12 protein-coding genes are annotated in these 12,610 nt (G+C 34.0%); all 12 read right to left on the reverse strand.

Features of this window, described 5'->3' with window-relative positions; translation table 11 throughout:
* A partial coding sequence (locus tag AB1349_10260; GenBank protein MEW6557722.1) for a ParB N-terminal domain-containing protein occupies window positions 1–391 on the reverse strand: 391 nt, incomplete at its 3' end.
* Window positions 384–1,019, reverse strand: coding sequence for a hypothetical protein (locus tag AB1349_10265; GenBank protein ID MEW6557723.1), 636 nt, complete (start codon window positions 1,017–1,019; stop codon window positions 384–386). The genes AB1349_10265 and AB1349_10260, both read right to left, overlap by 8 nt.
* Before the next feature lie 299 nt (window positions 1,020–1,318).
* On the reverse strand, window positions 1,319–3,028 hold the full coding sequence (locus AB1349_10270) for a carbamoyltransferase C-terminal domain-containing protein (GenBank protein MEW6557724.1): 1,710 nt from the start codon (window positions 3,026–3,028) through the stop codon (window positions 1,319–1,321).
* 94 nt (window positions 3,029–3,122) lie between these two features.
* Complete coding sequence (locus AB1349_10275) at window positions 3,123–3,896, reverse strand: hypothetical protein (GenBank protein MEW6557725.1); 774 nt, start codon at window positions 3,894–3,896, stop codon at window positions 3,123–3,125.
* Window positions 3,893–4,618: an AAA family ATPase gene (locus tag AB1349_10280; protein ID MEW6557726.1), complete on the reverse strand. Its 726-nt coding sequence runs from the start codon at window positions 4,616–4,618 to the stop codon at window positions 3,893–3,895. The genes AB1349_10275 and AB1349_10280 overlap by 4 nt, the downstream gene beginning before the upstream one ends.
* Window positions 4,615–5,637 (reverse strand): methionine synthase, encoded by a 1,023-nt coding sequence (locus AB1349_10285; GenBank protein MEW6557727.1) that lies wholly within the window; start codon window positions 5,635–5,637, stop codon window positions 4,615–4,617. The genes AB1349_10280 and AB1349_10285 overlap by 4 nt, the downstream gene beginning before the upstream one ends.
* Window positions 5,630–6,919, reverse strand: coding sequence for a 3-deoxy-D-manno-octulosonic acid transferase (locus AB1349_10290; GenBank protein MEW6557728.1), 1,290 nt, complete (start codon window positions 6,917–6,919; stop codon window positions 5,630–5,632). Before AB1349_10290 ends, AB1349_10285 begins: the two co-directional genes overlap by 8 nt.
* Window positions 6,903–7,880: a lipopolysaccharide heptosyltransferase II gene (gene waaF, locus AB1349_10295; GenBank protein MEW6557729.1), complete on the reverse strand. Its 978-nt coding sequence runs from the start codon at window positions 7,878–7,880 to the stop codon at window positions 6,903–6,905. Before waaF ends, AB1349_10290 begins: the two co-directional genes overlap by 17 nt.
* A gap of 312 nt (window positions 7,881–8,192) precedes the next feature.
* Window positions 8,193–9,998, reverse strand: a complete 1,806-nt coding sequence (locus tag AB1349_10300) for a TonB-dependent receptor (protein MEW6557730.1) — start codon at window positions 9,996–9,998, stop codon at window positions 8,193–8,195.
* Window positions 9,985–10,815 (reverse strand): DUF6775 family putative metallopeptidase, encoded by an 831-nt coding sequence (locus AB1349_10305; protein ID MEW6557731.1) that lies wholly within the window; start codon window positions 10,813–10,815, stop codon window positions 9,985–9,987. The genes AB1349_10300 and AB1349_10305 overlap by 14 nt, the downstream gene beginning before the upstream one ends.
* A 9-nt stretch (window positions 10,816–10,824) precedes the next feature.
* Window positions 10,825–11,610, reverse strand: coding sequence for a sulfide-dependent adenosine diphosphate thiazole synthase (locus AB1349_10310; GenBank protein ID MEW6557732.1), 786 nt, complete (start codon window positions 11,608–11,610; stop codon window positions 10,825–10,827).
* Between the two features lie 12 nt (window positions 11,611–11,622).
* Complete coding sequence (gene larE, locus AB1349_10315) at window positions 11,623–12,453, reverse strand: ATP-dependent sacrificial sulfur transferase LarE (GenBank protein ID MEW6557733.1); 831 nt, start codon at window positions 12,451–12,453, stop codon at window positions 11,623–11,625.
* Window positions 12,454–12,610 lie beyond the last annotated feature (157 nt).

Here is a 12,610-nt window from a genome sequence, read left to right on the forward strand (position 1 = left end):
TTTCCAAAATCGTTGTTCCCCTTCCCTTTGCTCCATATTGCCCTTTTTTTGTCTCAGGATGTTCTTTCTCGTATATCTGTTTTCTTTTTAATAACGCTTCTGCTAATTCAACAGGGTTGAAGTCCTTGCGTTTCAAATTCTCCTGAAGTTCAATATCAAACTCGTCAAGTTCTGTAGTGTTGTGAAAGACAGTTGCTTTTATCTTTTCCCAGCCAAGATTCTTTACCGCAATGAGTCGCCTGTAGCCAGTAATCAACTCCCAGTTGCTGTTCACCGCTATCGGATGTATCAAGCCGACATTACCAATGCTATCCTGAAGTGACTTAATATCTCCCAAATCATTTCGTATACGCTTTTTAACTACAATTTTGGAAATATCTATATCAGTCATTTAACAACTCGCTCTCTATAAAATTATCTAAATCCGTAATATCCGGATTCTGTCCGTTCACCAATCCATATGGCGTGCCACTGCCTGCCTTGTTCCATTGACGATATTCAACAGGCACTGGACTGTATTTTTGCTTAATACTTTCATATATCTCAATTGGATTTCTATCGGGAACATCTATCCTGAAAAACTGAACATCTTTAGACCACAATGCCTTGAACTCGGGTAGAACCAATATCACTTTGACACCAATCTTCCACAAAGCAAGAGTGTGTTCTAATGAATCCAACTCTATTGCAACATTCGGACTTGACGGATTTTTTGACTTGATTTCAACAAGATATGCCCTGTTGAAACTGCTCGGTTTTGTTATAATAATTGCAGAATCTGGCTTGTATCGGATAAAGTGTGCTGTCGGGTTATTGCCACACTTAAAAAGCGCATCACTAAATGTTTTAGAAATGTTGGTCTCCTGTCCATAATCGGTGACAAGAAAACCATAACGGTTCCTGAAAAAATCACTCACCCGCCTTTTGTATTCACTGTGTAATCTGTCACGATTTGTAAAAGTCATAATATCTCTTTTCTTTTTCCTGTTTCTACCAAGACAAATAAAAAGGGCACTCATCAATGACTGTTATTAAAAACAATCATTGACAAGTGCCCCAGGTATTCCCCGCAAGCACAGGGTTACTACAAAATTAATTCAAAAATTAACTAAAAATCTGGTGTCCAAAAAGTGTCCATCTGGTGTCCAAAATCATACAAAATTATACAAAATCATACAAACAGAAAAATCATATTTTATCGTCGGGCATTTTATTTTCTGACGCATTTTAAAAACCGCTTTAATCTTGATTAAAAGTCAAGTGCTCTACCAGCTGAGCTACGGGCCCCAAATGTATTACAAATTTTAAATCCTAAATCCTAAATTTCAATTAGAAATTTTCCTATAACTAAATAGTCCATTTCAGTTTTCAGGAAACAGTTTATTGCGTCCTCTGGTGTTTCAACTATTGGCTCATTATTATCATTGAAAGATGTGTTTAATATCATCGGGATATTTGTTAAGTTATAGAATGCTTTTACCAAATCATAATATATTCCATTATCAACTTTGTTTACTGTTTGTAATCTTACAGTACCATCTATATGAACAACTGATGGTATTTTTTTCTGTTTCCCTTTTTTTACATTAGCAACGAGTAACATAAACGGACTTTTATGTTTTATATCAAAAAAATCCTGAACTTTTTCTTCTAATACCGATGGTGCATATGGCCTGAATGGCTCTCTGTGTTTTACTCGTTTATTCAGTTTATCTTTCATTTTGGGTTCCCGCGGGTCTGCAAGAATACTTCGGTGTCCTAACGCCCTCGGACCCATCTCAGCGCCTTTTTGGAACCAGCCTACTATTTTCTTGTGTGAAATCAGTTTTGCAGTTTGTTTTATCAGTTCTTGATATGTTCTAAATTTTAGCCATTTAATATTACTATATTTTTCTAAACTTGTCAATATCTCTTGCTCATTATATTCTTTTCCTAAATATACTGTATTTAATGGAACCCTTTTTTTCCCACCTGTTAAACTATAATAACCGTAATATGCACAACCGATAGAAATACCAGCATCATTTGCAGGTGGCAAAATAAATATATTCTTAAATGGCGTATTGTCTAATATCTTTCTATTTGCTACACAATTTAGTGCTACACCACCATTAAAACAGAGATTTTTTATTTTTGTTTTTTGATATAAATCATTCGCTAAATGGACGATTGCAGCTTCTAACTCGTTTTGGACTTTATAAGCAATATCTTTATAGAACTGGTTTTCATATTTTAGGCCAATTTTTTCATCATTGATTTTATCCTGGATTTTCCATCTAGCATATTTTAGTTTGACATCCTGGATTGGGATTTTTATTTTTCCATTGTTTTCCAGACGAATAAGTTTTTCCCAGTGTATCCTTTTTTTTCCATATGGTGCAAGTCCCATCAGTTTTCCGGCTTCCGGATATTTTGTGTTTACTTCTTGTTCTGGAATATCTGCTGGTAAAAGATTGGTATAAAAATCAAGTTGTTTAGTAAAATACTCATAAAAAAAACCGAGCGAAAAAAAATTCTGTGGAAGTGGATAGACAGGTAACAGTTCTTGATAAATCCGATTAATCCTATTATTTTCACCGATAAAAAAGGTATGTGCTTCAATAGAATTGTTTGTAGTATTACCAGTAGCATCTACAACCAAGATTGCACTTTTCTTAAATGGCGAGGCAAAATATACTCCAAACGCATGTGCTAAATGATGTCCTGGTTGTGGTAGTGTTTTGATTTTGTTTTTGTTTTTAATTGGTATTTCTTTCTTTAATATTTCTGCTGAAATATCGTTACCTGGTATATTACCAACTATCAAATCCAGTGTATCAAGCGATATTCCAGCATAATTTAAACAATAATTGATTGACTTCATTGGTGAAACTGTATTGTTTTGTCTAAGAACTGTATTACATAAAATCCCTCGGCTATGTTTTAGCCTGTCAAGTCGTTCTTCTTCAATAGCAACCAATATTTTACCGTCTTTTAACAGACAGGCACTTCTATCGTGACTTAAATTGACTCCTAATATATAAACCATCTGATTTAAGAAAACATTGTAGTCACAGATTAACACAGATTAAACATCAATACACAGATGAACACAGATGTCTTATCCGTGTTTATCATCTTTTTTATCTGTGTTCATCAGTGGTTAATTCTATAATTTCCTGTACTTCAAGGAATTCCGGTGAGATTTTTTTTTCACTGATAAGTTTAACCAGTTTTTTCTTTGCCATTTCCTGTCTGCTTTCAATTTTTTCAGTCAGATAAATATCAACCCATATTTTAGCCGACTTCTCATATTCGCCAAGTTTATCCTTATAGATATTGCCTAAAATATTTTTTAATTCAAACGGGCAGTCCGGATATTTTACTGCTTCTTCAAGTTTTGTAATCACTTCATGAAACCTGTTTTCTTTTGAATAAATAATAGCGGCTGCACACAGATGAAACAGATAATACTGCGGATTGTATTTAAGCCCTTCGTTAAAAAAATCTAGCGCTTCGTCATATCTTGTAAGATTCCAAGCAAGCGATGAACCACCGTATAAATATACATACTTAAAATACGGGTCTATTCTTACACAGCGCCGACACATTGCCAACAGGTATCTGTATCGGCCGTAATCACCTTTACGTTTGTCATCTTTTTCATACTTACGATATTTTTCTTCTGTTACCTCGTCTTCCCAGCCACCGCCGCCATAATACTGCAATGTCTGAATCCAAGCCACATCTGCAAAGATTCGGCGCATCCCGAACAAAAAACCTGCAAAATCAACTGGTTCTGTTTTTTCAGTAACAATGTTCTGTGGTGCGGGATACGGATAATTAAAATTCTTGTTTGCCCACCAGCCAGTTAATGCAAGAACCAACAATAACAAAATTACAGAAACTGTTTTCATAGAATTCCCGAACTGCCTAAAATTTTTTTAATATCAGTTGTAATCTCTGAATTATCTATCTTAAAGATATCTTCCTTGTTCTCAAACTCGTCAACAAAATTGTTGTTGTATCTGATGGAACCGATAGTTTCAAGCCCGTTGATTTTATTTATATTCTCATTATGTAATTTATTAAGCACCAGATATTTTTGCTGAATTCTTATTGGCAGCGATTCCGCTGTTTTATTCACATTTTCAGCCGCAATAATAGATATTTTTGTCGGCTCTGCAACTATAAAAAGTATATCAACCTCATTACTTGTCCGACGAGAAAGATGCTCAAGCCCGGCTTCATTATCAATCACAACATATTTGTAGTGGCTGCTCAATTTTTTTAGAAATTCTCTTAAAAGATTGTTTACCGCACAATAACAGCCGGGTCCTTCAGGACGCCCCATAACAAGCATATCAAAACCTCTCTCCGTTTCTATAACACACTCCTGTATCTTTATATTAAGCCATTCAACTTTTGAGATACCCGCTGGATTTTTTTTGAACTCATCTTCTCTTATATCGGCAATCGTTCTTTCCCAATCCATACCAAGATAATAGCCAAGATTACTATTGGGGTCAGCATCTATCGCCAGAACAGGTGTTTTATTATTCTTAACAAGTTGTTTCACAATCAACGCTGCAATTGTTGTTTTACCAACACCGCCTTTACCAGCTACTGCTATAATCATATTAGATTTTCAGATATTTCTTTTGTATAAGCAACTATTTTTTCGGCTATTTTTTCGTCAAGCGAGCCACACCCACAAGATGGTGTAATAATATATCTTTCTTGAAGTAGTTGCTCGTTAACATTTTTTTTCAGCAGTATTTCAATCTTTTGTTTAAAATTAGCAATAAGTGTTTCAACTGTTTCTGAATGTATCGCATCCGAACTTGGAACAAGTCCCCAAGCCAGCATTCCGTTTCTTTGTAAAAACTGGTTTAATTTTTCAGGATAAAGTACTAACCCGTCAAAAAAACTGTATGCATCAAACGAAATTATATCAATGTTTGTATCCATCAAAATTGACCAGTCGGTATTCCCACAACAGTGAACTCCGGATAGTGAGTTTTCGTTATGGATTCCATCAGAAACCTCATTGAGATATTTTATAACTTCTTCTCTTGAAACCTGTGTAAAAGCACTACCAAACGCAGAAAGATACGGCTCATCAATAAACATAATAATTTTTAATTTTTCATTTTTAATTTTTAATTGTTTCACTTGCCATCTCGCTTTCATTGTGAGTGCCTTTACTATCACATCTACGAACTGCTCATTATAAAAAATAGACCGATTATTCCGGTCAGTAACTTTCAAGCCGAAAGTAATAGGCCCTGTAATTTGACCTTTGATAGCGGGATAGCGAGAGGGCGAGATGGCGAGATGGCGAGTAAATTCGTAAAATCCCACAGCATACTCCGGTGAAATTTTAAAGTATTCTATATCGTCTGAAATAATTTTTTCGTAAAACTTTTCAAGTTCGGCAAGTGTATCAATATCGGTATTAAAAAATATTTTCTGATTCTGTTCGTCTACAACAAGCGATGGCATTCCTTCTGAATACTGAATATACATATTTTCCTTAAAACATTTTTTAGGTAGTTGCGGCCAGCATGGGATACCGAGATTATTTGTTAAAATTTCGGTTGCTATTTTTTCATCTCTATGTGGCATACTGCCGATTGCAGTTGATAATTTAAGCATTTTCTAACATCTCTGAAACGATTCTGATATTTCTATCTGTTGCGCCTCGTTGAGCAACAACCGTTTCTCTTGCTTTTTTTCCCGTTTCAATTCTTAATTTCTGGTCGGTTAAAAGTTTTAGTACCGTCTCATAAAACTCTTGTGTATTATTTATCAAAAATGCAGCATGATTAGAAAGCAAGGCATTAGCTGACTCTTGAAAATTTCGTATATACTTGCCGAATATAACTGGTTTGCCAAGTTCTGCAGGTTCAAGAATATTATGTCCGCCGGATTCATCAAACAAACTGCCCCCGACGAAAACAATATCCGCAATACCATAGAAATCAAGCAGTTCACCGATAGTATCAAGTAAAAGACAGTTGATAGTTGATGGTTGATAGTTGATAGTTGATAGTTGGGTTTTACGGAAAAAACTTAGATTTTCTTTTTGTAGAATTTTTTCTATTTCTAAACATCTTTCAGGATAACGCGGTGCAACCACAAGTTTTAAGTTGTTAAACTGTGGAATTAATTTCTTATAGAGATTTATTACAATTTCTTCTTCTTTTTCTCGTGTGCTACCTGTGACAAAAATCAAATCAGTATCTTTAAATCCAAAGCCTGTTTTTCTGACTCCCGGTAACTGCATTCGTTGGTATGCTTCTGATTTAATATCGTATTTCATATTACCTGTTTTTATTACTTTCGTTTCATCATATCCCAACGCAATAAACTTTTTTCTGTCTGATTCTTCACGTGCACAGATAAAATCTATTTTTTTTAGAATTTCTGTAATGAATTCTTTCACAAATAAATATCTGCGAAAACTTTTATCTGACATTCTTGCGTTTATTGATACAATTTTTGCACCTTTCCGTTTGGCAGAAAAAACCAAATTAGGCCAGAGTTCGCTTTCAATAAGAACAAGCATTTCAGGTATAACTTTTAGAAATAATTTCTCAACACAAAACGGAATATCTATCGGCGCAAAAATAACCTTATCTGCAATTTTCTTGTCAACTGCATATTTATAACCGTATGGTGTCATTGTTAATATCAGGATTTGTTTTTCAGGAAACATTTTTTTTAGTTTAGTAATAAACAAAGTTATTGTTTTAAGTTCACCAACGGATGATGCATGAAACAGGATATATTTACCTTTTTCAATATCATAAAAACCAAGCCGCTGTTTTATACCGATTGCAATTTTGTCAAATGCAGCAAGTTTATACCGCCACACAAAGTACGGCAAAACGAATACAAATGCAAAACCAACCAGTATATTATAGATTAGCAGCACAGTAAGAAAAAACCTCGTCAACTGTAATATCTTTCATACATCTAAAATGCCCGCCAGGACATATCTGTGAACCTTTTGTGGAACACGGCTGACACGAGATATTTTTTGCAAACACTTTTGATTTTGCTGATTGCGGATAAAATCCAAACTCTTCAACTGTTGGTCCGAAAAATGCAACAACCGGAATTTTTAATGCTTCTGCAATATGCATTAAGCCGGTATCATTTGTAAGCAAATGCTTACATTTTGTCAGTACAACCGCAGTTTCTTGTAATGATAGTCCACAGAGATTTTTTGTCTTTTCGGTATACCCAATTTGATTTTTGATACTTTCACAATACTCAAAATCAGTTTTTCCACCAAAAATAAGTATATTATAATTATACTTTTCTATAATTTTTTTTGCAAGTGCTATAAAATTTTCTTTAGGCCATCTTTTGGTTTTCCAGATAGCAACAGGACAGATACTGATATATTCAAATTTGTACAATTGTACAAATTTGTTTTTTATTTTTTCGTCTATAAAAAAATCAATCCCTTTGTTATCATCTACAACACCGAGTTGTTTGACTGCTGCTAAATATCTTTGGGCAACAGGTATTTTTTGTCGGTAAAAATTCAGCCCTAATTCAGTCAATAAAAATCTCTGAAACAGAAAGTTTTTGTATCTCACAATTTGTGCGTTAGAAAAAAGTGTTAAAATAAAACTTCTAAAATTTCTATGAATATCAATAATTATATTGTATTTTTCTGCTTTTATTTTTTTTGCAAATTTTATTAAATTACCGTTAAACAATACTAAATTTGAAATATAAGGATTGGCAGAAAGAATTTCAGCGTATTTTTCTTTCAGTATAAAATCAATCTGTGCTGATGGATATTTGTTTCGCAAGCATCTTATCAGCGGTGTTGCCAGAACAATATCGCCGATAGAACTCAATCGGACTATCAAAATTTTCATAATAGATTATTATACTTATCGGCAGGTAAAAGTCAATAAAAATTAAGGAGCAATGATAAAACCAAAACCTCCGCCTATGAATGTATGGATTATACATGCAAGGTCAGTATGTTTAGAAGCCCATACCCTATACTTTGCAATTAGTTTCTTCATTTTTTTATTCACCTCTCTTTTCAGTAAAAAATTGCCTTATGTTTTTCTAAAATGTAACAACTTTATCGCTTTCTTTTGCTTCCCACGCTTTCTCCTATTTATTCAGTTATCGGACATAGCTTTTTCTTTATTCAATTTTACATTATCTTCTTCCATTTATTACAGTTTATAAGTAACTCCTGCACCAAGCCATCTACCTGGTTGAGGAACGCCTTTTATTTCTTCATACTTTATATCAAGCAAATTAGTTCCCTCAATAAATATTTCCATATTATCTATACTTTTAGAAATTCTGCTATTCATAAGAAAATAACCAGTTTCACTAAGCCTTTCTTTATATATTAACTTCACTACAGGAATTATGTTCCAGTTAAGTGGACGACTGACTTCCAGAGAAAATTGGTTGGTTGGATATTGCAAAGCATATTTAGAATAATAGTCTTGAGTTTTTTTTGAACCCATCCAGGAATAATTGAAACGCGTCTCAAATGAATACAGGTTAAATTTTACTTCTGAATCAATTCCAAATATTCTGACTTCACCGATATTTTCTGCTTTCCAAGGACCTGTTTCTGTTGTACCTACCCAATCAATAAGGTTCGTTTGCTTACGGTCAAAAAGAGTAATAGAAGCATTAAAATGTTTCCCTTGAATAAAGTCCGCACCTGCTTCATAAGAAATTGCTTCTTCAGGTTTGAGTTCAGAATTTCCTTCATTAGCCGGGTCTTTATAATAAAGTTCAGTGAATGACGGACTTCTGAAAGCACGTCCTACAGAACTGCGTAATTTCCATAAAGGCGAAATCCAGTAACCGATTCCAAGAGTTGGAGATATCTGCTGTCCCCAGTTTGAATTATCTATTCTTAAACCAGCATCTAAATCTAAATTTGAAAATATAGAGGTGTGATATTCACTGAACAATGCTTGACGAGGTTGAATATGGTTACCTAGACGCTCACTTTCAATTTGATCCTGTGTTACTTCTCCACCTATAGTCAACTCTACTTTATTTCTCAGTGGGATATTAGCCTGTATTTCTCCTCCATAGAAATATGTTAAATGTTCGTTTACATACCATGTGGGACGGGTTATGTCCAGCATGTATTTATCATTGTGTTGACGATAAAATATTTTAGGTTGTAAACTTATTTTACCTATTTTATATACTACACCAAGTTTAGAAAAATATGTTTTGGTCCATTCTTTAGAAGGATAATTTCTTCCCGGAGTATAGAAGTCATATGCACCGAATTCTTTGTCCATAAAACCTAAACTTAAATTGATTTCTCCTTTTGCAATGTCCCAATTTGAATCAGAATAAAAATTAAAATTATCAAAATCAGTATCATACCGGAACCCATCAGATTTCTTTTTTTCTAAGGATACCTTCTGGCTGTAGTTATTCCATTTATTACCGTAAGATACAGAAACAAGTTGGGTATTATATTCAGCAAGTTTAACCTGACTAAATAATTCCTTATTTTTAGTTTTTTTTGTTACTATATTAACCACTCCACCAAATGCATCTGGGCCATAAACTGATGAACTGTGTCCCTGTAATACTTCTATTTTTTCAATATCATTCAGTGTTACCGGTAAATCCATATTATGATGAGCAGTTTGAGAATCATTGACTCGTACTCCATCAATAAGAATAAGTGTTTGTTGAAAAGTTGACCCACGCATAGTTACATCTGCCTGAACCCCGTAAGGACTTCGTTCCTGAATATCCGAACTTAAAACATGTTCTAATAATTCAGGAACTGAATTAGCTGGTGAGTTATTGATTTCTTTCTCATCAATTACTGATACATTACGAGTTACCTGTGAGAAAGTTTGAGAAATTCTTGTCCCGGTAACAACCACAGTACTTAAGGTAATCCATACATTAGTTTCTGCTTGAATTAAACCGGATGAAACTAACGCAAATGCAACTATTAAAACAAATTTTTTAGATATATTCATTCTTGAAATTCTCTGTTCCGAATTGTTTGATAATTTTTTGATGTTTTTTACAATATTCGCTATTTTTATTTAACTGTGCCTGTATTACTTCTTCCTGCCAGTGAGCATTGTAAAGTCTGCAGTTCTTATCTTTGCAAAAAGGATTTCCTGTTATATGATAGAATATTGCCTGAAGAACATATCCTTTCATTACTTCAGTCATACGCAAATCATCATAATCAATAAACCTGCCTCTGAATTCTTCCTTCAAAGTATAAATATCAATCCATAACTGTTTCTTCAAATAGAATTCTCTTGGTTTAGCCGGTGCTTCTACTATTCCTGTAGTAGAAATAACCGACGGAAATCCATAAACACTGACCCGTGCATGATACCGTAAGTCTCCTTCATCCCAGGTACTAAAAAGCTGATTAGTAAAAACAATATGACAATAACTAAAATCAGATTCTTCTTTAGCGATTAATTTAGAAAGAATTGTCATGAGTTCAAAACCATCATACAAAATACCAAATGATTTATTTCCAGATTCGGATAGTCTTTTCTTCTCATATTCAATTTCACCCTGTAAAGGTTCAAATACTGTATTCTTAATCTCAATTTCTCTAACTTTAATTTTAGTCATCTGATTAGCCAAATTATCTATCACCTTTTCTCTCTCTTTAAAGAAAAAATTAGAGAGATAACAGGTTATAATATCATCCCGTATTTGAATTTTACTCTTTTTGAAAATATTTTTCAGATACTGAGAAATCTCATTAAGATTCAAACTTTCTGTCTTTCCACTATCGTAAAGATAAATAAAAGACGGAATACGCATAGCAAGAAGTCACTTAATTTTTTGTAATACAATTTCTGCTGCTTTTTTGCCTGAAAGTAACATAGCTCCAAATGTTGGGCCCATCCGAGGAAGACCATAAGTGGTAGTTACTGACATACCACAAACAACCAAACCCGGATGCACTTCTCCAGTGTGTTCTACTACCAAATCTTCTGACCGCTCAACCCACATTGCTCCGAAACCCACAGTTTTAACTATACCGCGTTCCTCTAATTTTTTTACCACTGTAGCATCGTGACCGGTAGCATCAACTACTATCTTTGACTCTAAAGCGACCGGGTCAACACAGGTAATTTGCCTTGGTAATGCCTCTACAGGTGTCCAGTTAACCACCGCTCCTACTACACGATTCCCTTCCCTTAATACGACATCATCAAATACTGTCATATTAGCAAACTTTACACCCGCATCACAGGCAGCAGCGATAAGTTTTGAACATGCATGGGGGCCATCGGCAACATACAAACCTTTGGAAACTTCTTCAAATGGAATGTTCAATTCGGAGAGAACTTCTTGTCCTGGAGCCCTTACGGTTAACTTATTCATTAAATATCCACCAATCCAGAACCCGCCACCTAAATAATTATTCCTTTCCACAATTAAAACTTTCAGTTTCTTTTTTGCTAATTCTTTACCTGCCATTAATCCTGATGGTCCCGCACCTATGATTAAACAGTCACTTTCTACATACTCAGAAAACTGTTTAGCAAACTCATTCACAATTGCTCTTGTAACTTCCTTTTCTCCAACTGCACTAAATATTTTTTTCTCCATCCCTCTACCTCCTTATTTTTTCAAGACCTCATTCATGCTTCCTGTTCTGTATCCTTGAAGGTCTAAAGTTATATAGTGATAACCTATTCTTTTAAATTTTTTTACTATTTTATCTCGTAAATTTATAGAAGTTAAACGTTCTATATCTTCTGGCAAAACTTCTATTCGGGCAATATTATTCCTTCGACTTCGCTTAGGACAGGCATGATGTCTTACACGAACCTGTTTGAATCCTAACCTGAATAAATAATTTTCTGCGTCATCTATCATTTTAAGTTTCTGGCTATCGATTTTATCTCCATATGGTATTCTGGAAGCAAGACAGGCAAAAGCTGGTTTATTCCATGTGAATAGACGCATCTTACGGGAGAGTAAACGAATTTCTTCTTTCGTCAATTCAGCCTCTTTTAAAGGACTTCTCACTTCCAATTCCCTTATTGCTTCCATCCCTGGCCGGAAATCACTAATGTCATCGTAATTAGTTCCATCAGCAACATAATTTATACCTTTATCCGATGCTATTTGTTTGAGTTTAACAAACAACTCTTTTCTACAGTAATAACATCTATTTGATGGATTAGCAAGAAAAAGTGAATTTGATAGTTCACTGGTATTGATAATCATGTGTTTAATTTTTAATTTTTGAGTTATTTTCTTTGCTTGCTCATACTCTCTTTCTGGATAAGTTTCAGATTTAGCAGTAACTGCTAAAACATTTTTACATAGAACATCTTTAGCTACCTTTAACAAAAATGTTGAGTCAACCCCACCTGAATATGCAATTAGAACACTTCCCATATTTTTGAGAATTTTTTTCAATTTCCTTAATTTTGAATTTTTCATTTTTAATTTTAAATTTTTATGTTATCCAACCACCGCCAATTACAATATAGAAAATAAATATCCTGAAATTAATGAGATTAAAGAGATAAGCCCCAAGTAAAATAACAAAATATTAGTACCGAATTCTTTCCTGATAACCAAAATAGTTCCATAACTT

It is taken from the genome of Elusimicrobiota bacterium, assembly GCA_040757695.1.
Taxonomy (GTDB): Bacteria; Elusimicrobiota; UBA8919; order UBA8919; family UBA8919; genus JBFLWK01.